The organism is Kribbella kalugense, assembly GCF_004365875.1.
Taxonomy (GTDB): domain Bacteria; phylum Actinomycetota; class Actinomycetes; order Propionibacteriales; family Kribbellaceae; genus Kribbella; species Kribbella kalugense.
Genome location: NZ_SODF01000001.1, coordinates 334,601 through 360,471 on the forward strand (window position 1 = coordinate 334,601; position 25,871 = coordinate 360,471).

Consider the following 25,871-nt stretch of genomic DNA (forward strand, 5'->3'; position numbering starts at 1 on the left):
GGCTAGCGTCGGGGTGTGTTGCTGCCTGAATCGTCCGTGCAGGGGGCGGAGCTGCCTGTGCGGGCGGTTCTGCCCGCCGTGGTCGACGCGGTGCGTTCGCGCGGTACGGCGGTGTTGGTTGCGCCACCTGGATCGGGGAAGACCTCGCTGTTGCCGCTTGCGCTCGGCGACGCGCTCGGGGGCACGATCGTCGTCGCCGAGCCGCGGAGGATGGCGACCCGCGCGGCGGCGACCCGGTTGGCGCAGCTGGTCGGCGAACCGCTCGGGCAGCGGATCGGCTACGCGATGCGCGGTGAACGCAGCGGCGGCAAAGGACTCCGCGTCGAGGTAGTGACGACAGGCCTTCTGGTACGGCGTTTGCAGCAGAACCCGGAGCTCCCCGGTGTCGCCGCGATCGTGATCGACGAGTGCCACGAGCGGCACCTCGATGCCGATCTACTGCTCGCGTTCTGCCTCGACATCCGGGCGAATCTTCGGGACGACCTGGCGATCGTCGCGACCTCGGCCACGCCGGACACGATCAGGCTGAGTCGCGCATTGGGCACGGCCCCTGTGATCACCGCGTCCGCCGCGCTGTTCGACGTCGCGATCGAGTGGGCCCCACCACCGGTCCCGGTGCCGCTGCTGCCCGGTGGGCGGGTCGACCCGCGGCTGTTGGATCACGTCGCGGCCGTCGTACGGCGGGCACTGGCCGAGAACGACGGCGACATCCTCGTGTTCGTCCCGGGGGAGGCCGAGATCAACGGGGTGACTCGCCGGTTGGCCGGTGAGAATGTGCTGCCGTTGTTCGGTCGTCAGTCCAGGGCTGAACAGGAGCGCGCGTTGACGCCGGCCGCCACCCGCCGGATCGTGGTCACGACGTCGGTCGCGGAGAGTTCGCTGACTGTGCCGGGGGTCAGAGTCGTGGTCGACTCGGGTCTTGCCCGGGAGCCGCGGACCGATCAGTCCCGTGGCCTCGGTGCGTTGGTCACCTGCCGGGTTTCGAAGTCGTCTGCCGACCAGCGAGCGGGTCGCGCCGGGCGTGAGGCGCCTGGCCGGGTCTATCGGTGCTGGTCTGCCACCGACCACACGCATCTCGACGATCATCCGGCGCCGGAGATCGCAATCGCCGATCTGGCCGGCTTCGCGCTCGACCTCGCGGCGTGGGGTGCGCCGGCCGGTGACGGTCTGACCTTGCTCGAGGCACCGCCGGAGGTGGCGATGACCACGGCAACCGAGCTGCTGCGCCGCCTCGACGCCGTTGACGACAGTGGCCGGATCACCGAGCGGGGGCGGCGGATGGCGGCGATCGGGGCGCATCCCCGGCTGGCTCGGGCGTTGCTGGACGGTACGCCGCGGGTCGGCGCCGACCGGGCCCGCGAGGTCGTCGCGATGCTCTCGGACGACTCCGGCCGCGACTTCGGCGACGATCTCCCGGCTCGCTGGCGAGCCCTCCGCCGTGGCGAGGACCGCGGAGCCGCGGCCCGCTGGCGAGAAGAAACAAAGCGCCTCGGCCGCGGCGACTCATTGGGCGGCGACGGCGCGCGGCCGGCGGGTAGCCGGGGTGCGACGACCGGCGGTCCGGGGACAGCCGGCGTACCGGATGATCTTGCGGCGGGGATTGTGGTGGGGTTGGCGTATCCGGATCGGATTGCGCGGATCCGGGCGGCCGACTCCACGACGTACCAGATGTCTGGTGGTACGGGCGCCGCGCTGGATCCGCAGTCGCCGCTACGGACCACGCCGTGGCTGGCGATCGCGGTCGCCGACCGGGCACCCGGTCGCGCCGACGCCAGGATCCGTTCTGCGGCGCCGATCGACGAGCAGACCGCGCGGGACATCGCCGGCGACCTGGTCTCGACCACCGACCAGATCCGCTGGGACGACGGCCGGATCGTGACCCGGCGCGTCGAGGCACTCGGTGCGATCGTGCTGAACGACGTACCGCTGACAAAGCCCGACCCGCTGCTCGTCAAAGCCGCCGTCCGCGACGGTATCCGGCGCAGCGGTCTGTCCGTACTGCGCTGGTCGGAGGCCGCACTGGCCTTGCGGGAGCGGCTCGCGTTCTGCCACGCCCATCTCGGAGACCCGTGGCCCGCGGTCGACGACGAAGCGCTGCTGGCCAATCTTGACGATTGGCTGGGCACCGAGCTCGCCTCGGTGCGCCGCGCCGGCGATCTTGCCCGCATCGACGTGGCCTCGGCGCTCCGGCGACTGCTGCCGTGGCCCGCGGCAACCCGTTTCGGCGAACTCGCGCCGGAACGGCTCCAGGTCCCGTCAGGCTCCGAGGTGAGACTCCAGTACGACGGTGCCGAGCCGCCGGTCCTCGCCGTGAAGCTGCAGGAAGTCTTCGGCTGGACTGTCACTCCGGTCGTCGCGGACGGTCGTGTCCCGGTCGTTCTGCACCTCCTGTCGCCCGCCCGGCGCCCGGTCGCGATCACGAGCGATCTCGCCTCCTTCTGGAAGCAGGGCTATCCCCAGGTGCGAGCCGACCTGAGAGCCCGCTACCCCCGCCATCCGTGGCCCGAAGATCCACTCACCGCCATCCCGACCAAGCGGGTAAAACCTCGCCGGTGAGCCGAAGTCTGTCCATTTGTGTCGCTTAAGCCCTCTGTTTGGACACCCCGAGGTCACGAAATGGGATCGGATCCGGCGCGTCGGTCGCGGTGCCGGTGAAGGACGGCGAGCGTGGGTGCGTGCGTGCAGAAGGCGTTCTGGGGTGGTCGGCCGCCGATTCTCGGGTCCGGGACTCGCCGTCGCGAGGCTTGACGTCGAGCGACTTTGGCAAAGACAATGCGTAATCACCTCGGGCAGCAGCGCGCCGGAGTGCGCCCTGATGCCAATATCGTGCGGCTGGAACGTCGGAAACGAGCCGCGACGAGCACTGGCTGCGGGGCGGGGGACGCTCACCACAAAGGGGCAGGTGTGATCAGCACCGTCGGGAATCTAGTGAGAAGAGGCAGGACCAAATGAGCGAGACCAGCAAGTTCGGACGACGGAGTCTCCTGAAAGGGAGCCTGGCGGCGGCCGCGGTGCTTCCCCTCAGTGGCGTGCTCGCCAGCTGCGCAGGCAGTGGCAGCAGCAACGACAACTCCTCGCAGGGTGGGGCGAAGAGCACGGACAACCCGTTCGGTATGGCGGACAAGTCGAGCGTCGACGCGGTGATCTTCAACGGCGGCTACGGCTACGACTACGTGCAGTTCGCGGCCGACATCGCGCAGAAGAAGCAGGCGGGCTCGACGTTCAAGGTCTCCCCGTCCACCCAGATCGCCCAGCAGCTGCAGCCGCGCTTCGTCGGCGGCAACCCGCCGGACCTGATCGACAACTCCGGCGCGAACCAGATCGGCTTCAACACGATCCTGGACCAGCTGGCGACGCTGGACGACGTCTTCGAGGCCAACAACTACGAGGGCACGAAGATCGCGGACACCCTGTACCCGGGAGCCAAGAACCCCGGTACCTTCGACGGCAAGTTCGTCGCGATGAACTACGTGCTCACGCTGTACGGCATCTGGTACTCCGACAGCCTGTTCAAGGCGAACGGCTGGGAGCCGCCGAAGACGTACGACGGGCTGCTCGACCTCGGCGCCAAGGCCAAGGCCAAGGGCAAGTACCTGTTCGTCTGGGGCAAGGAAGCCGCCACCTACTACCACACGATGGCCGTCGACGGCGCCATCAAGGAGGGTGGCGACGAGGTCCGGCTGGCGCTGGAGAACCTCAAGGAGAACTGCTGGTCGATGCCGCAGTTCCAGGGCATCTTCAAGGCCATGGAGACCATGGTCAAGAACGGGTACTTCGTCCCCGGTGGCGCCGGCACCCAGTTCACCGCCGCGCAGGCGAAGTGGAGCAACGACCAGCAGGCCGTCCTCTACCCGTCGGGCTCGTGGATCGAGAACGAGATGAAGAAGGCCACCAAGTCGGGCTTCGACATGAAGGGCGTCCCGGAGCCGACCCTGACCGAGAGCCCGAAGCTGCCGTACGAGTCGCTGCGGAGCGCGGCCGGTGAGCCGTTCATCGTCCCGGCCAAGGGCAAGAACGCTGCCGGCGGCAAGGAGCTGCTGCGGGCCATGCTGTCCAAGGACGCGGCGACCAACTTCGCCAAGACCCGGCTCGCGCCGACCATCGTCAAGGGCCTGGTGCCCGCGGACGGGTTCGGCTCGACCGCGCTGCAGTCGCAGACCGCGATGCTGGACGCGGCCGGTACGAACGTCTTCGACTACCAGGTGTTCGGCCTGTACGGCATGAACACCGACCAGCTCGTGGTCTGGAACTCGTTCCTGTCCGGCCAGCTCGACGCGGCCGGTCTGACCAAGGGCCTGCAGCAGATCACGGACAAGGTGCGGAACGACAGCTCCGTCAAGAAGATCCCGGTCACCAAGTGACCATGACGCAAGATGTCGTGCCGGACGGTGGACCCCAGCGGTCCGCCGTCCGGCGGCGCCGCCGGCCGCTGACCTTCGACCGGGTCAGCTTCATGGTCGTGTTCCTCGGCCTGCCGCTGGCGGTCTTCGTGATCTTCGTGGTCTCGCCGTTCGTGCAGGCGCTGTGGTACTCGCTGACCGACTGGTCCGGGTTCACCTCGGGGATGAACTTCGTCGGCTTCGACAACTACGTCAAGCTGTTCCACGACGACATCTTCCTGAAGGCCGTCCGCAACAACGTCGAGCTCGCGATCGTCGTGCCGCTCGTGACGATCGTGCTGGCGCTGACGCTGGCCACGCTGGTGACGATCGGCGGCTCGGGCACCGGGACTGTCCGCGGACTGAAGAACTCCAGCTTCTACCGGATCGTCTCGTTCTTCCCGTACGTGATCCCCGCGATCGTGATCGGCCTGATCTGGGCCCAGGTGTTCACGCCGAGCTCGGGCATCCTGGACGCGTTGCTGTCGAAGATCGGGCTGCACCAGTTCGAGAACTACGCCTGGCTCGGTGACGCCCGGACCGCGATGCCGGCCTCGATGTTCGTGATGATCTGGGGCTTCGTCGGCTTCTACATGGTGCTGTTCATCGCCGCCATCCGGGGCATCGACCCCGAGGTGTTCGAAGCGGCCCGGATCGACGGCGCCGGCCGGTTCCGTACGGCGGTGTTCCTGACCTTGCCGCTGATCCGGGACAACGTGCAGACGGCGTACATCTATCTGGGCATCGCCGCCCTCGACGCCTTCGTCTACATGCAGGCGCTGAACCCCGGCGGCGGCCCGCAGAACTCGACCCTCGTCATGCCCCAGCAACTGTTCACCACGGCCTTCACCAAGGGGCAGTTCGGTTACTCGACCGCGATGGGCGTGATCCTGGCCCTCGTGACGATGCTGTTCGCGCTTCTGGTCTTCGTAGTGAACGCACTGACCGGCGGACGCGACCGGAAGGTGAAGGTGGCCCGATGACAACCACTGTCGAACGGGCCGAACCGGCCGCCACGTCCCGCGCGCCCGGCAAGCCGTACCGGGAGGGCAAGCGCGTTGCCACCACCGCCCACATCGCGCTGATCCTGTGGTCGCTGCTGGTGATCCTGCCGCTGGTGTGGACCGTGCTGTCCTCGTTCAAGTCGACGCAGGAGGTCCTGGGCAACCCACTGGCGCTGCCGGGCAAGCTGCGATTCAGCAACTACGCCCACGCCTGGACCACGGCCGGTATCGGTCGCTACTTCCTGAACACGGTGGTCGTCGTCGGCTCCGCGCTGGTGCTGGTGATGATCCTGGGCGCCATGTGCGCCTACGTGCTGGCCAGGTTCACGTTCCCCGGCAACCGGCTGATCTACTACGCCATGCTGGGTGGGCTGACGTTCCCGGTCTTCCTGGCGATCGTGCCGCTGTTCTTCGTGCTCAAGAACCTGTCGCTGCTCAACACCCTGCCAGGGCTGATCATCACGTACGTCGCGTTCGCGCTGCCGTTCACCGTGTTCTTCCTGCACAGCTTCTTCAAGGCGCTGCCGGGTGAGATCTACGAGGCGGCGCAGATCGACGGGGCAGGGGAGTGGCGCTCGTTCTTCTCGGTGATGTTGCCGATGGCGCGGCCGGGGATGGCGTCGGTCGCCATCTTCAACTTCCTCGGGTTGTGGAACCAGTTCCTGCTACCCGTTGCCCTGAACACCGACTCGAAGAACTACGTGCTCTCACAGGGCATGGCGTCGTTCGCGTCGCAAGCCGGCTATGCGGTCGACTTCGGTGCGTTGTTCGCGGCCGTGGTGATCACGGTGGCGCCGGTTCTGGTCGTCTACATCATCTTCCAGCGCCAGCTGCAGGTCTCCGTCACCGCCGGAGGCGTGAAGTAGCCTGGACAGGTGACCAGCAACCTGCAGTCGGTGGACGAACGGACCGCCCGGGAACTGCGTGGCCTAGCCCGCGTCCTGGTCCGGTCCGGGTACGCCGACCACGCCGCGATCAGTGCGGCTCTGACCGAAGCAGTGGACGAGGACGCACCGTCGATGGACGCGGCGTCCCTCGTCCCACTGCTGATCGGCGAGGCGATCATGGACCTCGCCGAGGAGGTGAAGGGCTGGCCCGAGACCACGGACCCGGACCGGCTGGACGCCGTACTCGCAGAGCTCGAGCGGCTCGGTCTGGTGGTCGTCAGGTACACGTCGGACCATCACGCCGCCCGGCAGACGCTGGAGGCTGCTGACAGTCCGCAGGGACTGGTGTTCTTCAGCGACACCGACGTCTGGCACGCGGTCGACTTCGGCATGCTCGAGCTGAAGCTCTGGCACCCGGACACCGCCAACGTCGCGCCGGGTGAGCCGCTGCTGGAGGACGTGCTCGCCCTGCTCCGCCAGTACGACCTGCCCGCGGTCTTCGACGAAGGCCGCATCGAGGTCACCCTCAACTGGCAGCGAAGGGTCGCACTGTGACCGTTATCGGCGTGTTCGCGCTGCAAGGGAACGTGCGCGAGCACCTCGCGATGCTGGCCGAGGTCGGCGTCGAGGCACGCGCCGTACGACGGCCGTCAGAGCTGGAGCAGGTCGACGCGATGGTGCTGCCGGGTGGTGAGTCGACCACGATGGAGAAGCTGGCGCGGTCGTTCGAGCTGTTCGAGCCGTTGCAGAAGCGGATCGCGGACGGGATGCCGGCGTTCGGCACCTGTGCCGGGATGATCATGCTCGCGAACGAGATCACCGGCGGGATCGCCGGCCAGGAGACGCTCGGCGGGCTGGACGTGACGGTACGGCGGAACGCGTTCGGGCGGCAGGTCGATTCGTTCGAGGCGGATCTGGAGTTTGCTGCCTTCGACACGCCGTACCACGCTGTGTTCATCCGGGCACCGTGGGTGGAGCGGGTCGGCCGGGACGTCGAGGTACTGTCAACGGTGAGCTCGGGCCCGGCCGCGGGTAGGATCGTCGCGGTTCGCCATGATCGGTTGCTGGCCACGTCGTTCCATCCGGAGATGACCGGGGACGCCAGGCTGCACGGCTATTTCGCCGAACTGGTCCGCGGCCTCTGAGTCAGCTGCAAGCGGTAAGAAGGGTTGGGTTCGCCATGTCAGGCCACTCCAAGTGGGCCACCACGAAGCACAAGAAGGCCGTCATCGACGCGAGGCGCGGCAAGCTCTTCGCGAAGTTGATCAAGAACATCGAGGTGGCCGCCCGGATGGGCGGTGGTGACCCTGGCGGGAACCCGACGCTGTACGACGCCATCCAGAAGGCGAAGAAGACCTCGGTCCCGAACGACAACATCGACCGCGCGGTCAAGCGTGGATCCGGTGCCGAGGCGGGTGGCGCGGAGTACCAGACGATCATGTACGAGGGCTACGGCCCGAACGGCGTGGCGATGCTGGTCGAGTGTCTGACCGACAACCGGAACCGGGCCGCCGCGGACGTCCGTACGGCGATGACCCGGAACGGCGGCTCGCTCGCCGACCCGAACTCGGTCGCGTACCTGTTCAACCGCAAGGGCGTCATCGTCGTCGCGAAGGACCAGGACGGTAAGTCGCTGTCCGAGGACGACGTCATGGAGGCCGTGCTCGAGGCCGGTGCCGACGAGATCAACGACCTCGGCGAGTCCTGGGAGGTCGTCACCGAGGCCACCGACATGGTCGCGGCCCGGACCGCGCTGCAGGACGCGGGCATCGACTACGACTCCGCCGACGTCCAGTTCGTCCCGTCGATGACGGTCGATCTCGACGCCGACGGCGCCGCCAAGATCTTCCGCCTGATCGACGCCCTCGAAGACAGCGACGACGTACAGAACGTCTACGCCAACTTCGACGTCTCGGACGAAATCATGGCCGAGGTCGGCTGACTCAGCTCACATCCCGAGGGCCTTTCCGTCGATCACCTGATCCGCCGGAGGGGCCTTCGGCGTTGTGACCCGGTTGTACTCACTGAAGCTCAACGCATCAGCCCCTGACTCGAGCCGGTTTGCGGAGCATTTTTGCCAGCTGGCGCATATTTCTTTCCGCACAGCTGAGGGCTATTTGGTCTCGCCTGGTTTGCCGGTGTGGTCTTCTGAGTAGCCGGGGCGTTGGGTGTCGTCGGGTTTGGTGGACTGAGTGGTTGCGGGCGACTTGTCGTCGTGGTTGGTGGTGGCGAAGGCTTGTACGCCGATGGCTCCGGCGACGACTGCGATGGTGGCGATTGCGAACGTGATGATCTTCTTCATGGTGTTCTCCTCGAACGTGGTGGATTACCAGGCGTAGTCCTCGTAGTGGAAGTCCCGTGTCTCGACGCCGGCGCTGCGGGCGGAACGGCGTACTGCTCTGAGCCAGGGGACCGGGCCGCAGGCGAACACGTCCCGGCTGGCGATGTCGGGCACGTAGCGCGTCAGCGCCTCGGCGTCTGTGCCGGGTACGCCGGCCGGAAGCCAGGAGCCGTCGTCGCGTCGGCGGCCCGGGAGCAGGATGAGGTCGACGCCGCGCAGCTCGGTCAAGCGGGTCAGCTCGGCCAGGAAGATGGCGTCGTCGGTGTAGCGGTAGATGAGCGTCGCCTCACCCGGCTGGTACGGCGCGTCTTCGAGGAGGGCCCGGAGTGGCGTGACGCCGACCCCGGCCGCGATCATCACCATCTTCGAGTGGCGTCGCCGAAGACCGGTCATCGTTCCGTACGGACCCTCGATCAGGACCCGGCTGCCAGGTGTGAGGACGCGCGCCCGAGTCGCGCCGTCGCCGGCGGCCTCAAGGGTCACGCGTAGTCGGTCGCTCGTGGGCGCGGCCGAGATCGAGTACGGGTTGCCGCGAGTCCAGCCGGGGCTGCCGAGGAACCGGAAGATGAAGAACTGCCCCGACCTGGTCCGGAGGCGATCGAGCCGCCGGCCGCGGAGTTCTATGGAACAGGCGCTCGGCGTCTCGGCGACCACGCGATCGACGACGAGCTGGTGGCGCCACGACAACCACAGCGGCCGGATCACCCGCCAGAACAGGACCGCGCCCAGCGAACCGAAGTACATCGTCCACCAGAAGACCTGCGTCCACGTCTCGTGGAAGTGGGTGCCGTCGAAGATCTCGTGCGGCAGTACGAACGCCATGCCGAGATACGAGTACAGGTGCAGGAGATGCCACGACTCGTACCGCAGCCGGCGCCGGGCGATCTGGATCGAGGTGATCACCACCCCGATGATCAACAGCGTCCCGATGGTTGCCCAGAGCATCCATGAGTCCCGGACGAACAGCTGCCACAGCGCGGCGGCCCACTCCGACGGCTGGCGATCGATGCGGTCGAGCGCGAACAGCACGGTGTGCACGATCGCCAGCCAGAACGACGCGTACCCGAGCCACTTGTGCCGGCGCGCAAGTACGTCATGTCCCCACGACTGCTCGACCCATGGGATGCGCGCCATCAACAGCACCATCAGGATCATCAGGACCTGCGACAGCAGACCGGTGTAGAGCGCCTGCGACTCCAGCAGATACTCGGGGTACACGAACGTCTGGACAAGTCCACCACCACGCACCCAGATCCACGTGGTCAGCACGATCGCCAGCCCGCCAACGAGATTCACCATCAGCCGCGGTGCCCGTGCAGTCAGAGTCTCGGTCATGACTTCCACGGTGTCGGTCCAGCTTGTGACCTGACTAAGAGTTCAGCGGTACGGCGAGAATCGCGCGCAATCCTGTTCCCGGAGCATCTGTCAGGGTGAGCGTTCCCCGGTGCAGCTCGGCCTGCTGCTGGACCAACGCGAGCCCGAGACCGGATCCATGACTCCGCGGATTCGGACCACGGGCGAAGCGTTCCTTCATCGCGTCACGATCGGCAGCAGGGATACCCGGACCGTCATCCGTGACCGTGATGAACGCCCACTGGTCGTCGCAGTGCAGCCTGACCTCGACCCGGCCGTTCGGGTGACCGTGCAGCGCGGCGTTGTCGAGCAGATTGTCGACCGCGATCCGCAGCCCCACCTGCCAGCCATCCACGAGCGGCAGCGGCGTCTGGTCGAAGGTGTACGCCGTTTCTGGATGCCGAGCTTTGGCGTGCCGAACTGCGTCATCGACAAGGTCTGCCAGATCGAGGTCCGCCCGGGCGGGGAGTGCGCCCGCATCGCCGCGGGCCAGTGTTTGCAGGCCTTCGAGAAGCGCAGTGATGCGCTGGTGCTCCGCCAGCGAGGCCGCGACGATCTGTTGCTGCTGATCCTTCGGGAGCGCGGGATTCCTCTGCAGTGTCTCGAGATTCACGCCGAGGCTCGTCAGTGGCGTGCGGAGTTCGTGACCGGCGTCGGCTGTGAAGCGGCGCGTCGACTGCGTGCTGGTCTGTAGCTGCTGGAGCATCGCGTTCAGCGCCGCTGACAAGTCGGCAACCTCTTGCGGTCTTTGCTCGCTCGGAAGCTGCTGGTTGCCGTCGGAGATCCGGGCCGCGCCGGCTCGCAGGCGCTGCAGCGGCTGCAGGATCAGCCGCGTGACCAGCCAAACGCCGGCGCCGGTCACGAGCATCGCGGCGATCGCGGTCACACTGACCAGCCGGATGTTGTCGGTACGTCGTTGCTCGACGGGGGAGAGGTCTTGCAGGACTTGGATGCGTTCGGCCGATCCCGCGGACAGGGGCTCGGTCAGCGATCGCCAGGTCTCGCTACCAACCCTCAGTGTCGTGTAGCCGTCCTGAGTCGCCACCGGAAGGGGCTGGGTCGGCTGGTCTCCTCGCTCCGCGACGATCTGCCCGTCGACAACCAGCCGTACCAACGACTGGCTGCCCGCGAGCAATCCGCCGTACTCGTCGTTCGGGCGGTTGCCCTGGTTCGTCAGTTTGGCGGCGTCCTGGCGGACCTTGTCGGCGCGTGAGGTCAACTGTTGATCGACGTCCGCGCGATCTCGGTGGTCGATGCGAACGACGATCACCAGCCCGGCAAGAGCCACCACGATCATGACCACCAGGGCAACGCTGGCAGTGATCTGGGCGCGCAGACTCTGCGGGACGATGCTCATGGCCGTAGGACGAAGCCGACGCCACGGATGGTGTGCAGGAGGCGAGGTTCGTCAGCGGCCTCGAGCTTGCGGCGCAGGTAGCCGATGAAGACATCGACGACGTTGGTGTCGACGTCCCAGGTGTAACCCCAGACCTGATCCAGCAACTGGGCGCGACTGAGGACCTGGCCGGGATGCCGTGCGAAGACTGCCAGCAGGTCGAACTCCCGGGTCGTCAGCTCGAGATCGCGGGCGTGCCTGCTGGCGACGCGGCGGCTTGGTTCGATCGTCAGGTCACCAAGGACTATTGGGCGTTCGTCGCTGCTCTGGTGCAGCCTGACGAGGGCGTGGAGGCGAGCAGAGAGCTCGCCGATCGAGAACGGTTTGACCACGTAGTCGTCGGCGCCGGCGGCCAGTCCGGCCACTCGATCGTCGACCTCGTCGCGCGCGGACAACATGCAGACCGGGATGGTCCGGCCGTCTGCTCGCAGTCGCCGTACCACCTCGACGCCGTTGATCCCGGGCATGACTACGTCGAGCAGGAGGACGGAGGGCAGTTGGGCCTGGATCGCACTCAACGCCTCCTCGCCGGTGGAGGCCTCGCGCACCTCGAAGCCCTCGGCCCCGAGACCGAACCGCAGCGACAGGCGAACGCCTTGGTCATCGTCTACCACCAGGACGTTCGGCGACTGGTCAGCGATGACAGCACCTCCTCGTCCTCGTCCGATAACCGGTCCGAACCGCCAGTGTCCCAGCCATTCCTCAAGGGAGATTAAGAATCCGCGCCGGTTGCCTTCGCTCGGGCAGGGAGACTAACCTGTTCATTGACCGACCGGTCGGTCAATGAGTGGAGGAATTCGCGATGCCTTTCGTCCAGACCAGAGCGGGGCAGGTGTTCTACGCCGAGCAGGGGAGCGGCCTGCCGGTCGTCCTGCTGCACGCCACCCTGCACGACCACACCGACTTCGACGCCGTCGCCGGCCCGCTCGCGGCCGCCGGCCATCGCGTACTAGCAGTGGACTGGCCAGCCCACGGCCGCTCCACGCTGCAGGCCGGATCAGGGCCGGCCGGATCAGCGCCGGACGGGCCGGGGCAGGCTGCGTCCGACGGCCCGGTGACTGCGCCGTTGCTGGCGGACGTTCTTGCCGATTTCGTGGCCGCGCTCGATCTGGCGCCGGCTGTCTTCATCGGCAATTCGGTTGGTGGGTACGCCGCGGCCAGGCTCGCGCTGGACTATCCGGACCGCGTCGCCGGGCTAGTGCTGGTCAACACCGGCGGGTTCGTCAAGGTCCCACCCCTCGCGCCGCGCCTCCTGGGCATACCGGCCGTCAGCCGCGTCGTGTTCCCCCGACTCGTTCCCCGCTACATGAAGCCGACCAACGACCAAAGCCGCGCCATCACCCGCCGAGTCCAGGACCGCGCGCGCAGCAAGGCAGGCGCTGCAGTCGCCGCCGCGCTGTGGCGGAGCTTCGCCGATCCGGCGTATGACCTGCGCGCCGACGGATCGCGGCTCGGCGTACCCGTCCTGCTGGCGTGGGGCGCACGCGACATCGTCCTGCCCAAGTCCGCCGCACGCCAGACACAGAAGGCGATACCAGGCGCGGACCTCCAGTTCCTGCAGACTGGGCACGTGGCCTTCGCCTCCGATCCGGACGGGTTCCTCGGCCTGGTGCTGCCCTTCCTTGAATCGGTGGCGATCAAGCAGTGAACACCGGCGTACGGCAGCGGCGTGCCGCCGCCACCCGCACAAAACTCATCGCCGCAGGCCTGGCTCTGGCGGAGCGGACCGGCCTCGCCGACATGAGCGTCAACCTCATCGTCGCCGAGGCGGGCGTTGCCAAGGGCACCTTCTTCCACCACTTCGGCGACCGGTCGGAGTTCCTGCTGGCGCTACACACCGAGTTCCACGACCGCGTATTCGCGGTGATCGAGCAGTCGATCGCGGGGATGGCGCCGGGTCGGGACAGGCTGCTCGCGACTGCGAACGCCTACCTCGACGAGTGTCTGCGCCATCGCGGCGTACGGGCTTTGCTGCTGGAGGCCCGGGTCGATCCCACGATCATCGGAGCGATCGCGTCCCGGAACAAGGTGGTCATCGAGCGGACCAGCCCGGACTTCGCGGCCATGGGCTGGGTGCACCCGGAGCCGAGCGCGGCCATGTGGAACAGCGCCGTCGTCGAATCGGCCCTCCTCGAGCTGGACGCCGGCGGCCACCGGCCGGAGGTCCGGGCCGCTTTGGCACAGTTCATAGCCAGCCAAGTGACTCACGGGTAACCTGCGGCTATGGCGAGTCAGGTGTTGGGGTTGTGGGAGCGGTTGCGGCCGTTGCCAGGTGGGGAGCGGGTGTTCTCCTGGGGGTTCACCTGGAAGGCGCCGTACTTTCGGTCGGTGCGTCCACGGTTCGTGCAGGTGAGTCCGAACTACGCGGCGTTGACGCTGCCCAAGCGGCGGGCGGTGCTGAACCACATCGGGACCGTGCATGCGATTGCCGTATGCAACGGTCTGGAGGCGGCGATGGGTGCGCTGGCCGAGGCGACGATCCCCTCGGGCAAGCGGTGGCTGCCGAAGGGGATGGAGGTCGCGTACCTCGCGAAGGCGACGTCCGATCTGACCTGCTCGGCCGAGACCGATCCGGATACCTGGACGGCGGGTCCCGACGTACCGGTCCGCGTGAAGGCGACCCGCGACGACGGCACGGTGGTCGTCGAGGGCACGATCCATCTCTGGGTAACTGAGAGGAAATAGCCCCGCTGTACGACGTAGGGTCGCCGGGTGACTGAGCTGCGGGTGGTGGACGTCACCGAGGACCAGCTGGACTCGGTGTGGCAGGTAAGAATCCGGTCCTTCGGTCCGGCCAATGATCGGGAGGGGTGGACCAAGCACGCCCGCACCTTCATCGAGGACGGGCGGTTCATCGGTGTCCTCGACGGGGACGACCTGGTCGCGGCGGCGCGGATGTGGCCGTTCGAGCAGTGGTGGAGCGGACGGCGGGTGCCGATGGGTGGTGTGGCCGGGGTTGTGGTCGCACCGGACTACCGCGGGCGTGGCGTCGGGAGCTTGCTGATGCGGGCCGTGCTGCAGCGGTGCGTGGACAAGGGGTATCCGCTGACGGGCCTCTATCCGGCGACGACTGTTCTCTACCGGCATCTGGGCTACGAGTTCGGCGGCAATCGGTACAAGTTCTCCTTCCAGGCCGCTGATCTGCGGACGCTGGGCGGCAAGGGTACGGCGGTGCGGAAGGCCGGGCGTGGTGATGCGGAGCTGTTCCTCGAGCTGGCAGGCAAGGCGCATGAGTCCCGGCGGTCGAGCGGTCCGCTGATCTGGCCGGTCAGTCACGTCGAGGCTTGGCTGGAGGACGAGAACAACTTCGCGTACGTCGCGGACGACGGGTTCGTCGTCTACAGCTGGTCCGACGGCAATCTGGCCGTCGACGAGCTGATCGCCGGATCCGAGGAGACCGCGCGGGCGTTGTGGGCGACCGTCGGCTCGGGTTCGTCCATCGCGACGACAGTGCACGCGTATTGCTCGCCCTTCGACCCGATCCACCTGCTCGCCGAGCACGAGGCGGCGGCCGATACGCGGATCAACCGCTGGATGCTCCGGCTCGTCGACGCCCCGGCGGCCATTGAGGCGCGCGGCTTCCCGGCTGGCGTCGTACTCGAGACCGACCTGCGGATCGACGACCCTGAGCTGCCCGCGAACACCGGCGACTGGCACCTGTCCGTCGCGGACGGATCCGGCCGGCTCACGCCCGCCGAGCCGTCGAGTGACGCGCTGCGGCTCGGCCCGCGTGGATTGGCCGCGCTGTACGCCGGTACGCCGGTTGCTGCCCTCCGCGGCGCCGGACTGATCACCGGGGGAGCGGACTCGGGGCTCGACGCTGCCTTCAGCGGACCAACGCCGTACATGCTCGACTACTTCTGAGTCGGCGCGTCGATTTCAGGAGTCGCGAGGCCGCCGACTAGGGTTGTCGAACAAACGTTCGGAGGTGTCCATGCGGGTGCTCGGCGTCGACCCGGGACTGACTCGGTGCGGCCTCGGCGTCGTCGAAGGTACGCCGGGGAAGCCGCCGGTGCTTGTCGCCGTCGGGGTGATCCGGACGCCCGCCGACCTGGACGTGTCCAAGCGACTGGTCCGGATCGAGGCCGAGCTGGAGGAGTGGATCGACCTGCACCGGCCGGACGCAGTCGCGGTCGAGCGCGTGTTCGCCCAGCACAACGTCCGTACCGTGATGGGGACGGCGCAGGCCTCCGGGGTTGCGATGGTCGTCGCGGCTCGTCGTGGGCTGCCGGTCGCGCTGCACACGCCGAGTGAGGTGAAGGCCGCGGTCACTGGATTCGGCCGGGCGGACAAGGAGCAGGTGACCACGATGGTCACCCGGATCCTCAAGCTGAGTGAGCGTCCGACGCCCGCCGACGCGGCGGACGCGCTGGCGCTGGCGATCTGCCAGGTCTGGCGCGGTGGCGTGACGAGCAAGTTGCAACAGGCTGCCACGAGCCGAGGCAACCTCGAAGCGGCTGCGCAGGCGCAGTCCCGCCTGCAGGTGGCGAGGCTGCGGGCTGCCGTGGCGGCACAGCAGGACAAGCGGTGAGCATGGAAATGAACGGGCATGGAGGTTGGCGATGATCGCCTTTGTACGTGGGCCTGTCGCGGCCATCGGGGTGGACAGTGCAGTCGTCGAGGTCGGAGGAATAGGCCTGCAGGTGTACTGCGATCCCGGCACGCTGGCCGGGTTGCGTCCGGGTCAGGAAGCCCGGATCTCGACGTCGATGGTGGTCCGCGAGGACTCGCTGACGCTGTACGGATTCGCCGACGACGACTCGAAGAATCTGTTCGAGCTGCTGCAGACCGCGTCCGGTGTAGGGCCGAGGCTGGCCCAGGCCGCGCTCGCCGTGCTGAGCCCGGACCAGTTGCGGCAGGCGGTCGCGACCGAGGATCTCGTCGTACTCGTGAAGGTGCCTGGCATCGGTAAGAAGGGCGCGCAGCGGATCGTGCTGGAGCTGAAGGACAAGATCGGTGCGCCGTCGAAGACGGTGACCGGGCGTCCGCTGCAGACGCACGAGGCGTGGCGGGAGCAGGTGCAGGCCGGTCTGGTCGGCCTGGGGTACTCCGCCCGCGACGCCGAGGACGCGGTCACGGCTGTGTCGCCGCTTGCCGCCGACATGCCGACTCCGGCTGTCCCCGACCTACTGCGTGCCGCGTTGCGCGTGCTTTCCAAGGCGTAGCCGATGGAAGACAACGTTCGGCCCTTGGTGTCCGGGGACGCGGTGGATCTCGAGGAGCGCAAGATCGAGTCCGCGCTCCGGCCGCGCACGCTGGCCGAGTTCGGCGGTCAGCGCCGGGTCAGCGAGCAGCTCGAGCTGGTGCTGCACGCGGCTCGTGGACGCAACCGCGCGCCGGATCACGTGCTGCTGTCGGGTCCGCCCGGTCTCGGCAAGACCACGCTGGCGATGATCATCGCCAGCGAGATGGCTGCACCGCTGCGGATCACCAGCGGTCCGGCGATCCAGCACGCCGGCGACCTGGCCGCGATCCTGTCCGGGCTGAGCGAGGGCGAGGTTCTGTTCCTCGACGAGATCCACCGGATGTCCCGGCCGGCCGAAGAGCTGCTGTACATGGCGATGGAGGACTTCCGGGTCGATGTGATCGTCGGCAAGGGGCCGGGCGCGACCGCGATCCCGCTCGAGATCCCGCCGTTCACGCTGGTCGGAGCGACCACCCGGGCCGGGCTGCTGCCGGGTCCGCTGCGGGACCGGTTCGGGTTCACCGGCCACCTGGAGTTCTACGAGTCGGACGAGCTGGAGAAGATCGTCAACCGGTCGGCCGCCCTGCTCGAGGTCGACATCACCGCGGAAGGCGCGGCGGAGATCGCCTCCAGATCCCGCGGTACGCCGCGGATCGCGAACCGGTTGCTCCGCCGGGTCCGTGACTTCGCGGAGGTGCGGGCGGACGGCATCATCACCATCGCGCTGGCCAAGTCGGCCCTCGAGCTGTACGAGGTGGACAAGATGGGCCTGGACCGGTTGGACCGGTCCGTTCTGGACGCCTTGTGCCGCCGTTTCGGCGGTGGACCGGTAGGTCTTTCCACGCTCGCGGTTGCGGTCGGCGAAGAACGTGAGACCGTGGAGGAAGTGGCCGAACCGTTCCTGGTCCGGTCGGGTTATCTGGCCCGTACGCCGCGTGGTCGCGTCGCCACGCCCGCGGCCTGGCGGCACATCGGGCTGAAAGTCCCGAAGAGCGCTACCTTCGCGGACACCCTGTTCGACACCGACGAAGACTAAGGAGCCTGACCCGAACTGAAGAGTGGACGTCGGGGAACGTCCACCGGTGCCGGAACGTAGACACTGTGTAGTGAGTGACTCAAACGTGACCCGGTGTCATGAGGCACTTGTTGCCGCTCAGGGTTAGACTCCCCGGTGGCCTGACCTCCAGGTCATTCCGCTGCGACCTGCACGCTTCGAGCAGAGCGTGCCGGATGCCCGCATTTCCGATCGACAAAGGATTTTGAGACCCGATGCAACTCCTCGCCGTACCGATGGCCTCCTCCGGGGGTGGCGGCATCACGCTGCTGCTGCCGCTGATCCTGATCGTCGGAATGATCTGGTTCATGAGCCGCACGCAGAAGAAGCAGCGCCAGCGCCAGGCGGACACGGTCGCCGCGCTCGCCCCGGGCAGCAAGGTGGTCACCACCAGCGGCCTGGTCGGCATCGTCGAAGAGACCGACGACGAGTACGTGACGCTGGAGATCTCCGAAGGCGTGCTGGTTCAGGTCGTCAAGGCCGCGATCGGCCGGGTGATCCCGGAAGAGACCGCCGCCGACGAGGACAGCGCTGCCGACGAGGCCACCGATGAGGCCACCGAAGACGCCGCCGACGACGCCACCAAGGTGGACGTTCCGGACACCGGCAAGGCCGACGGCAAGGTCCAGGACGCGCCGAAACTGCCGCCGACGCACACCGAGAACTGATTTCCGTCCCAACGGCCTGCGGCACGGCGTTCGGCGTCGAACTCTGACGTTGCGGCGCGCCCAGAAGTACAAAGGTTGAAACTGACGTGGCAACGACTTCGACATCCCGCCCCGGGCGGAGCCTGATCGCCTTGCTGGTGGTCGTGGTTCTGCTGTTCGGGATCATGGCGCTGACCAAGACCTGGAAGCCCAAGCTCGGCCTGGACCTGCGTGGTGGCACCACCATCACGCTGACCGCCAGCACGTTCGACGGCAAGGGCAAGGTGACCGCCGACCAGCTGAACGAGGCGAAGAACATCATCGGCCAGCGCGTCAACGGCGCCGGTGTCGCGGAGTCCGACATCACCACCTCCGGGCAGAACATCATCAACGTCGCCGTACCGGGCGCCACCAAGGAATCCCTGGTGTCGCAGGTCGGTCAGACCGCGCTGCTGTACTTCCGGATCGTGCTGGGTTCGGACTCGAACGCGCCCGCTCCGACGCCGACCCCGACGGCGAAGCCGAGCACCACGCCAAAGCCGAGTACGACGCCGACGCCCAGCAACAAGGTGACGCCGAGCGCCACGATCAAGCCGACCAGTACGCCGAAGGGCCGGGCCTGGACCAGCGCTCTCGGCGAGGCGACGCCGACCCCGACGCCGAAGGCCAGCACGACGCCGACCGCCAAGCCGAGCACGCCGGCCGCGACGCCGTCGACGCCGGCCGCCAGCACCGACCCGCTGCAGTACACGCCGGACGCGGCCACCCAGGCGGCGTTCGCGACGTTCAAGTGCGGCGACAAGGTGGTCGACGACCCGACGAAGGCGCTCTTCTCCTGCGACCAGACCGGGCAGAACAAGTTCCTGCTCGGGCCGGCAATCCTCGCGGGTACGGATCTCTCGGACGCCAGCGCGGGCATTCCGCAGAACGGCCTGCAGTGGCAGGTCAACCTGAAATTCACCGGTGCCGGCGGGGACAAGTTCCTGAAGGCCACCACGGCCATCTCGCAGCGCGGCCAGGGCCAGAACCTGTTCGCGATCGTGCTCGACGGCAAGACCATCTCCACCCCGAGCGTCGACAACCCGATCCCGGGCGGTCAGGCGCAGATCACCGGTACCTTCACCGAGGCCGAGGCCCGCGACCTGGCGAACGTGCTGAAGTACGGCTCGCTGCCGGTCAAGTTCGTCATCTCCTCGGTCGAGACGGTGTCGCCGCAGCTCGGTGGCGACCAGCTCTCGGCCGGTATCTGGGCCGGCGTCATCGGCCTCGCGCTGGTCGTGCTCTTCTGCTTCCTGTACTACCGCGGTCTCGGCTTCGTCGTGGTGCTGTCACTCGTGGCCGCCGGCCTGCTGACCGGGAGCCTGGTGATCCTGCTCGGCAAGGGGATCGGCTTCACCCTGTCGCTGGCCGGCATCGCCGGTCTGATCGTGGCCGTCGGTATCACCGCGGACTCGTTCATCATCTACTTCGAACGACTACGCGACGAAGTGCGTGAGGGGCGAAGTCTGCGCTCCTCGGTGGAGACCGGCTGGGCCCGCGCCAAGCACACGATCATCGCCGCCGACTCGATCTCGCTGCTGGCCGCGGTGGTCCTGTACGTCCTGGCGATCGGTAGCGTGAAGGGCTTCGCGTTCACGCTCGGCCTGACCACGCTGATCGACCTGGTCGTGGTCTTCCTGTTCACCAAGCCGGTGCTCACCCTGCTGGCCCGGACCGACTTCTTCGGCCACGGGCACAAGCTGTCCGGCCTGGATCCGGAGCATCTCGGCGTCGAACGGCTACCCGGGCAGACGAAACCGAACGTCCGGCCGCGGAAGACTCCGTCGACGCGCAAGCCGCTGGGAGGGGAGGTCTGATGTCGAAGCTCGGACAGATCGGTGCCAAGCTGCACCGCGGTGAGGTCTCCTACGACTTCATCGGCCACCGCAAGTTCTGGTTCAGCCTCTCGATCGCCCTCGTCGTCATCTCGCTGGGCGGCCTGTTCGTCCGCGGCCTCGCCCTCGGCGTCGAGTTCAAGGGCGGCGTCGAGTACGACGCCGCCGTGAAGGTCACCAGCAGCACGGTGGACGACTTCTCCAACGCGGTGAAGGCGACCAACGCCAAGGGTCTCGGCGACCCGGTCGTCACCACGATCAACAACACGAAGGTCCGGGTCCAGACCAAGCCGCTCAGCCAGGACGACGTCGGCCGGGTACGCGCGGCGATCGCCAAGGAGGCGGGCATCCCCGCCGAGCAGGTGACGTCGCAGCAGATCGGTGCGTCCTGGGGCCAGCAGATCGCCGACAAGGCGATCCTCGCGCTGATCGTGTTCCTGGTGCTGGTGTTCGCGGTGATCTGGCTCTACTTCCGAGAAGCCAAGGCCTCGATGGCCGCAATCATCGCTCTGATCCACGACGTCACGATCACGGTCGGCGTGTATGCCCTGGTCGGCTTCGACGTCACACCGGCGACGGTGATCGGCGTACTGACGATCCTCGGATACTCGCTGTACGACACCGTCGTGGTGTTCGACAAGGTCCGGGAGAACACCCGGGGGATCACCGGGTCGAACCGGTTCACCTACTCGGACGCGACCAACCTCGCGGTCAACCAGACCGTGGTCCGGTCGATCAACACCACGGTCACCGCACTGCTCCCGGTCGGCTCGATCCTGGTCGTCGGCACCGTCGTACTCGGGACCGGCCCGCTGAAGGACCTGTCGCTGGCGCTGTTCGTCGGTATCGCGGTCGGTGCGTACTCGTCGATCTTCATCGCTCCGTCGCTGCTCGCGGTCTTCAAGGAGCGTGAGCCGGGGATGCAGGCGCTGAACAAGCGGGTGTCGGCGAAGAAGGCCCAGACCGCCTCGGCGGCCGCGGCCCCCGTTGCTGTCGCGACCGCGGGCGCTGCCCCGCGTTCCGCAGTACCGAGCTCCGGCGTACAGGACACGACGCGGGCGGACACGTCGCGGAAGGCGGATCGGGCCACCGGCTCGGCGCCGGCTCCGTCGTCCCGCCCGATGAAGGCGACGGCGGCCGGGCGTCCGCAGCCGACGCGCAAGCCGCGGTCGAAGCGCGGTAAGTGATGCGGTCGCTGGAGCAGGTTCTCGCCGACGGCATCCGCGACATCCAGGACTACCCGCAGCCGGGGGTGGTGTTCAAGGACATCACCCCGCTGCTGGCGGACCACAACGGCTTCGCCCAGGTGGTGGAGGCGCTGGCCGCGTCCGGGACTGACGACGACGGCAACCCGGTGGTCGACAAGGTGGTCGGGATCGAGGCGCGCGGGTTCATCCTCGCCGCCCCGGTCGCGCTCGCCCTCGGCGCCGGCTTCGTGCCGGTGCGGAAGAAGGGCAAGTTGCCGGCGGCGACGTACGAGGAGTCGTACTCGCTGGAGTACGGCGAGGCGACCATCGAAGTACACCAGGACGCGTTCGCTCCCGGTGACCGGGTGCTGGTGATCGACGACGTACTCGCCACCGGCGGGACGGTCGAGGCCTGCCTGCGGCTGATCCGGCGCTGCGGCGCCGAGGTGGTCGGTACGACGGTGTTGCTGGAGCTCTCGTTCCTGCCTGGGCGTAAGCGGCTCGCCGACGAACAGTTGACGGCGCTGCTCACTGTCTGAACACAGGCTGACTCAGGTCTGAATTCGGGCAAACTCTCCGCGATCGTCAGCTGACCCGGCGTGTTGTCCACAGGCGGTTCTGCCTGGTTGGACGCGGGCCTCTAGACTGGTGGTCTGTCGGCGGAGGGACACAACGTGGGCGAAGACCCGGCGATGACATCTGCGGTGCCGGACGCCGTACCGCAGGAGCCCCCGCGCGTGCCGGCGACGGTGCGCCCGGCTCCCGTGTCGCCGACGCCTGCGACTCAACCGCCGCGGATCGCCCCCGCCCGGGTTCGTGCCCGTCTCGCCCGCCTCGGTGGCACCCGCCATCCGAACCGGGCGCCGATGCTCGAGCCGCTGTTCCGGGTGGTCCGTGCGACCCACCCCAAGGCCGACCTCGCGCTGATCGAGCGCGCCTACCGGACCGCGGAGAAGTACCACACCGGCCAGCTCCGGAAGAGCGGCGACGCGTACATCACGCACCCGCTCGCCGTCGCCACGATCCTGGCCGAGCTCGGTATGACCGCGCCGACGCTCTGCGCCGCCGTCCTGCACGACACGGTTGAGGACACGCCGTACACGGTGGACGAGCTGACCCGCGACTTCGGCGAAGAGATCGCCATGCTGGTCGACGGCGTCACCAAGCTGGACAAGGTCAAGTACGGCGAGTCCGCGCAGGCCGAGACCATCCGCAAGATGGTGGTCGCGATGTCCAAGGACATCCGGGTGCTGGTGATCAAGCTCGCCGACCGGCTGCACAACATGCGCACGCTCGGGTTCCTCCGCCAGGAGAAGCAGGAGCGGATCGCCCGCGAGACGCTGGAGATCTACGCCCCGCTGGCGCACCGGCTGGGTATGAACACGATCAAGTGGGAGCTCGAGGACCTGGCGTTCTCGACCCTGCACCCGAAGGTGTACGACGAGATCGTCCGGCTGGTCGCCGAGCGCGCGCCGTCCCGCGACGAGTATCTGGCCTCGGTCATCGACCAGGTCCACGAGGACCTGCGCGCCGCGAAGGTGAAGGCCACCGTCACCGGCCGGCCGAAGCACTACTACTCGATCTACCAGAAGATGATCGTCCGCGGCCGCGAGTTCGGCGATATCTACGACCTGGTCGGCATTCGCGTGCTGGTCGAGTCGGTCCGGGACTGCTACGCCGCGCTCGGCATACTGCACGCGCGGTGGAATCCGGTGCCCGGCCGGTTCAAGGACTACATCGCGATGCCGAAGTTCAACATGTACCAGTCGCTGCACACCACCGTGATCGGCCCGCAGGGCAAGCCGGTGGAGCTGCAGATCCGGTCGTTCTCGATGCACCGCCGTGCGGAGTACGGCATCGCCGCGCACTGGAAGTACAAGGAAGACCCGGGCTCGGTCGCGCCGGCCACGCCCACCACTGACGTCGGCGGTCCGAACGACATGCCCTGGGTGCGGCAGCTCGTCGACTGGCAGCGGGAGACCTCCGACCCGTCGGAGTTCCTCGACTCGCTGCGGTTCGAGATCAACAACTCCGAGGTCTACGTCTTCACCCCGCGCGGCGATGTGATGTCGCTGCCGACCGGCTCGTCGCCGGTCGACTTCGCGTACGCGATCCACACCGAGGTCGGGCACCGCTGCATCGGCGCCCGGGTCAACGGCCGCCTCGTGCCGCTGGAGAGCACCCTCGAGAACGGTGACGTCGTCGAGGTCTTCACCTCGAAGGCGCAGGGCGCGGGTCCGTCGCGCGACTGGCTCACGTTCGTCAAGAGCCCGCGTGCGCGCAACAAGATCAAGCACTGGTTCTCCAAGGAGCGCCGCGACGAGGCGATCGAGCACGGCAAGGACGCCATCGCGAAGCAGCTCCGCAAGGAGGGTCTGCCGCTGCAACGTCTCCTGTCACACGAGACGCTGACCGCGGTCGCCAACTCGCTGCGGTACCCCGACGTCACCGGTCTGTACGCCGCTGTGGGCGAGCAGCACGTCAGCGCGCAGGCCGTCGTACGCCGACTCATCGAGACGTATGGCGGTGAGGAGGGCGCGGCCGAGGACCTCTCCGAGGGAGTTCGGCTGCCGGCCAGTCGTGAGCGCCGGAAGCGGACGGCTCGCGGCGATGCCGGTGTCATCGTCAAGGGCACGACGGATGTGCTGTCGAAGCTGGCGCGGTGCTGTACGCCGGTTCCGGGCGACGAGATCATCGGCTGGATCACCCGCGGCGCGGGCGTCTCGGTCCACCGGGCCGACTGCGCCAACGTGGAGAACCTGAAGACCCAGCCGGAGCGCATCGTCGAGGTCGAGTGGGCGCCGACCGCCCAGTCCGTCTTCCTGGTCGCCATCCAGGTCGAGGCACTGGACCGGGCTCGCCTGCTGTCGGACATCACCCGGGTGCTGTCCGACTACCACGTGAACATCCTGTCCGCGGCCCTGACTACGACCCGCGACCGGATTGCCAAGTCCCGGTTCACCTTCGAAATGGGCGATCCGACTCACCTCGGCCATGTGTTGAAGGCAGTCCGTTCGGTCGAGGGCGTCTTCGACGTGTACCGCGTGACCCAGTAGGTGGGCGACTGGTTCCGCGGTTCGCCGGACGGGCCGGGGCTGAAGCTGTCCAACGGAGCGACCTCGGTCTTCCTGGATGTGCTTGCGCTGCCTGCGTGTGAGCTGGCGGAGACAGAGTTCGAGCGTGGGTTCGCGTTGCTCCTGTGCGACTCCCGGATCGGGCTGGGGAACGACGGGTTCGATCTGGACGAGCTGCCGTGGCCGGCTGACGGATGGGAGGCGGAGCGGGACTACTTGCTGCGCGTGGTTCGGCTGGCGCAGGAACGGTTCAGGTGGGAGTTGCTGAGCTACGAGCCGACGTACGTCGAGGTCTATCTGGCGGAGTACGAGCGGATGGTGCTGGAGTATCGGCCGCCGACGCAGCCGGTTGAGCTACCGCGGCTTTGGGATCTGGAGCCGGTGGAGGCTGCGTTCTCCCGTTGCCCGAAGCATGGGTTGTATTTCGGCGACTACACGGACTGCCGGCTGTGTTTGTGAGGGTGGGGACACTGCGGGTATGAGTCGTGTCGGGCGTCGGGTGTTTCTGGTCGCGGGTGTCGGGGCGCTGGCGGGGTGCAGTGATTCTTCGGCTCAGAAGCAGCCGGGCTCGACTCCCACGACGTCGGCCCCGTCGGCGTCTGCTCCGTCGACCTCAGCTCCGTCGTCTCCTGTTCCATCTGGGACGTCCAGTGCGCCGGCGGCTTCGGCGACACCGTCGCCTACACCCACGCCCACCGTTGCTCTGCCGTCGGTGCGCGCTTGGGTGCCGGGGGCGGGGGAGATTCAGCCGGAGGTGAAGCGGCTTGCGGTGGCGGCGGTGGTGAAGCTGTTGAAGCCGACTGACACACCGGCCGCGATCGAGGTGATCGACGCGCAGTACGGCGGGATCCTGAGCTCCTCGGCCAGCGTGCTGGTGCCGTGCCGGGTGTACTCGATCAGAGCGAACCGTCTGATCAGCGGCGGTACGACGGTCGACGTACGACTGAGCAAGTCATCGCAGGGAACCTGGCGGGTGACCGCGACCCACCCAGCTCAACCAGGAGCGCCGGTTGCGAGCCTGTCGTCCGCCGCCCGGCAGGTGCTGGCGAGCGAACAGATCACGTTGCCCCCGGCATCGGCCGCCGACATCCGCTCGGGCCAGGTGCATGACAGCGTGCTGACCACGATGCTCGAGCTCGCCAAGACCTACCGAATCGGCATCAGCGTCATCCGCTCCGGCCACCCACTCGACGTTTTCGGCACCGATCGCCCCAGCGACCACCCCCGCGGCCGAGCCTTCGACACCTGGCAAATCAACGGCCACGCAGTCGTTTCCCCAACCACCTCACGCTCCCTCATCACGTCCTACATGCACGCCGCCGAATCCGCCGGCTCCTACAACGTCGGCGGCCCCTACCAACTCTCCGGCGCGGCGTACTTCTCGGACGCAACCCACCACGACCACGTCCACGCCGGCTTCCGCACTTAGCCCCCACCCGCCCCACCCGGCGGCTACCGCTGGGTGCGCATTTGGTGGGCTGACCCATCAA

25 protein-coding genes are annotated in these 25,871 nt (G+C 67.7%); 21 read left to right on the forward strand and 4 right to left on the reverse strand.

Features of this window, described 5'->3' with window-relative positions; all coding sequences use genetic code 11:
- Window positions 1–15 precede the first annotated feature (15 nt).
- From hrpB to EV650_RS01655, 7 genes are all read left to right on the forward strand, one after another.
- On the forward strand, window positions 16–2,556 hold the full coding sequence (hrpB, locus tag EV650_RS01625) for an ATP-dependent helicase HrpB (protein WP_134114605.1): 2,541 nt from the start codon (window positions 16–18) through the stop codon (window positions 2,554–2,556).
- A 392-nt stretch (window positions 2,557–2,948) separates the two neighbouring features.
- Entirely contained in the window at window positions 2,949–4,361 is a 1,413-nt protein-coding gene (ngcE, locus tag EV650_RS01630; protein ID WP_134114606.1) for an N-acetylglucosamine/diacetylchitobiose ABC transporter substrate-binding protein, read from the forward strand.
- Window positions 4,362–4,363: 2 nt separating this feature from the next.
- Window positions 4,364–5,362, forward strand: coding sequence for a carbohydrate ABC transporter permease (locus EV650_RS01635; RefSeq protein ID WP_134114608.1), 999 nt, complete (start codon window positions 4,364–4,366; stop codon window positions 5,360–5,362).
- Entirely contained in the window at window positions 5,359–6,249 is an 891-nt protein-coding gene (locus tag EV650_RS01640) for a carbohydrate ABC transporter permease (RefSeq protein ID WP_134114610.1), read from the forward strand. Before EV650_RS01635 ends, EV650_RS01640 begins: the two co-directional genes overlap by 4 nt.
- A 9-nt stretch (window positions 6,250–6,258) precedes the next feature.
- Window positions 6,259–6,825: a DUF6891 domain-containing protein gene (locus EV650_RS01645; protein ID WP_238173963.1), complete on the forward strand. Its 567-nt coding sequence runs from the start codon at window positions 6,259–6,261 to the stop codon at window positions 6,823–6,825.
- On the forward strand, window positions 6,822–7,415 hold the full coding sequence (gene pdxT / locus EV650_RS01650; protein ID WP_134114613.1) for a pyridoxal 5'-phosphate synthase glutaminase subunit PdxT: 594 nt from the start codon (window positions 6,822–6,824) through the stop codon (window positions 7,413–7,415). Before EV650_RS01645 ends, pdxT begins: the two co-directional genes overlap by 4 nt.
- A gap of 35 nt (window positions 7,416–7,450) precedes the next feature.
- A complete protein-coding gene (locus EV650_RS01655) occupies window positions 7,451–8,212 on the forward strand; it encodes a YebC/PmpR family DNA-binding transcriptional regulator (RefSeq protein ID WP_134114615.1) in 762 nt (253 codons plus the stop codon).
- A gap of 171 nt (window positions 8,213–8,383) precedes the next feature.
- Here EV650_RS01655 and EV650_RS01660 read toward each other — a convergent pair whose 3' ends face one another.
- The 4 genes from EV650_RS01660 to EV650_RS01675 are packed head-to-tail and all read right to left on the reverse strand — an operon-like array spanning window position 8,384 to window position 11,974.
- Window positions 8,384–8,572 carry a hypothetical protein gene (locus tag EV650_RS01660; RefSeq protein WP_134114617.1) on the reverse strand — a complete coding sequence of 63 codons (189 nt, stop codon included), beginning with the start codon at window positions 8,570–8,572 and terminating at the stop codon, window positions 8,384–8,386.
- A 24-nt stretch (window positions 8,573–8,596) separates the two neighbouring features.
- A complete protein-coding gene (locus EV650_RS01665) occupies window positions 8,597–9,946 on the reverse strand; it encodes a ferredoxin reductase family protein (protein ID WP_134114619.1) in 1,350 nt (449 codons plus the stop codon).
- Between the two features lie 34 nt (window positions 9,947–9,980).
- Complete coding sequence (locus EV650_RS01670; RefSeq protein WP_134114621.1) at window positions 9,981–11,321, reverse strand: HAMP domain-containing sensor histidine kinase; 1,341 nt, start codon at window positions 11,319–11,321, stop codon at window positions 9,981–9,983.
- Window positions 11,318–11,974, reverse strand: a complete 657-nt coding sequence (locus EV650_RS01675; RefSeq protein WP_305000015.1) for a response regulator transcription factor — start codon at window positions 11,972–11,974, stop codon at window positions 11,318–11,320. The genes EV650_RS01670 and EV650_RS01675 overlap by 4 nt, the downstream gene beginning before the upstream one ends.
- 188 nt (window positions 11,975–12,162) lie before the next feature.
- Here EV650_RS01675 and EV650_RS01680 point away from each other — a divergent pair, with 188 nt between their 5' ends.
- The 14 genes from EV650_RS01680 to EV650_RS01745 all read left to right on the forward strand — a co-directional run bounded on the left by EV650_RS01680 (window position 12,163) and on the right by EV650_RS01745 (window position 25,810).
- A complete protein-coding gene (locus EV650_RS01680) occupies window positions 12,163–13,008 on the forward strand; it encodes an alpha/beta fold hydrolase (protein ID WP_134114625.1) in 846 nt (281 codons plus the stop codon).
- Window positions 13,005–13,574, forward strand: a complete 570-nt coding sequence (locus EV650_RS01685) for a TetR/AcrR family transcriptional regulator (protein ID WP_202874301.1) — start codon at window positions 13,005–13,007, stop codon at window positions 13,572–13,574. Before EV650_RS01680 ends, EV650_RS01685 begins: the two co-directional genes overlap by 4 nt.
- A 9-nt stretch (window positions 13,575–13,583) precedes the next feature.
- Window positions 13,584–14,045 carry a hotdog fold domain-containing protein gene (locus EV650_RS01690; RefSeq protein WP_134114629.1) on the forward strand — a complete coding sequence of 154 codons (462 nt, stop codon included), beginning with the start codon at window positions 13,584–13,586 and terminating at the stop codon, window positions 14,043–14,045.
- Between the two features lie 27 nt (window positions 14,046–14,072).
- The gene (locus tag EV650_RS01695; RefSeq protein ID WP_134114631.1) at window positions 14,073–15,224 is read left to right on the forward strand and encodes a GNAT family N-acetyltransferase; all 1,152 of its coding nucleotides are present in this window, start codon (window positions 14,073–14,075) and stop codon (window positions 15,222–15,224) included.
- A gap of 70 nt (window positions 15,225–15,294) precedes the next feature.
- Window positions 15,295–15,891: a crossover junction endodeoxyribonuclease RuvC gene (ruvC, locus tag EV650_RS01700; protein WP_134119822.1), complete on the forward strand. Its 597-nt coding sequence runs from the start codon at window positions 15,295–15,297 to the stop codon at window positions 15,889–15,891.
- A 31-nt stretch (window positions 15,892–15,922) separates the two neighbouring features.
- Window positions 15,923–16,525 (forward strand): Holliday junction branch migration protein RuvA, encoded by a 603-nt coding sequence (gene ruvA / locus EV650_RS01705; RefSeq protein ID WP_134114633.1) that lies wholly within the window; start codon window positions 15,923–15,925, stop codon window positions 16,523–16,525.
- Between the two features lie 3 nt (window positions 16,526–16,528).
- Window positions 16,529–17,581 carry a Holliday junction branch migration DNA helicase RuvB gene (gene ruvB / locus EV650_RS01710; RefSeq protein ID WP_134114635.1) on the forward strand — a complete coding sequence of 351 codons (1,053 nt, stop codon included), beginning with the start codon at window positions 16,529–16,531 and terminating at the stop codon, window positions 17,579–17,581.
- Between the two features lie 233 nt (window positions 17,582–17,814).
- Window positions 17,815–18,267 carry a preprotein translocase subunit YajC gene (yajC, locus tag EV650_RS01715; RefSeq protein ID WP_134114637.1) on the forward strand — a complete coding sequence of 151 codons (453 nt, stop codon included), beginning with the start codon at window positions 17,815–17,817 and terminating at the stop codon, window positions 18,265–18,267.
- Window positions 18,268–18,353: 86 nt separating this feature from the next.
- Window positions 18,354–20,102, forward strand: coding sequence for a protein translocase subunit SecD (secD, locus tag EV650_RS01720; RefSeq protein ID WP_238173964.1), 1,749 nt, complete (start codon window positions 18,354–18,356; stop codon window positions 20,100–20,102).
- The gene (secF, locus tag EV650_RS01725) at window positions 20,102–21,307 is read left to right on the forward strand and encodes a protein translocase subunit SecF (RefSeq protein WP_134114639.1); all 1,206 of its coding nucleotides are present in this window, start codon (window positions 20,102–20,104) and stop codon (window positions 21,305–21,307) included. The genes secD and secF overlap by 1 nt, the downstream gene beginning before the upstream one ends.
- Window positions 21,307–21,846, forward strand: a complete 540-nt coding sequence (locus tag EV650_RS01730) for an adenine phosphoribosyltransferase (RefSeq protein WP_134119824.1) — start codon at window positions 21,307–21,309, stop codon at window positions 21,844–21,846. The genes secF and EV650_RS01730 overlap by 1 nt, the downstream gene beginning before the upstream one ends.
- Window positions 21,847–21,999: 153 nt before the next feature.
- Entirely contained in the window at window positions 22,000–24,363 is a 2,364-nt protein-coding gene (locus EV650_RS01735) for a RelA/SpoT family protein (protein WP_238173965.1), read from the forward strand.
- Entirely contained in the window at window positions 24,364–24,840 is a 477-nt protein-coding gene (locus EV650_RS01740) for a hypothetical protein (protein ID WP_134114643.1), read from the forward strand.
- A 253-nt stretch (window positions 24,841–25,093) separates the two neighbouring features.
- Window positions 25,094–25,810: a hypothetical protein gene (locus EV650_RS01745; protein WP_238173966.1), complete on the forward strand. Its 717-nt coding sequence runs from the start codon at window positions 25,094–25,096 to the stop codon at window positions 25,808–25,810.
- The last annotated feature ends 61 nt before the right edge of the window (window positions 25,811–25,871 follow it).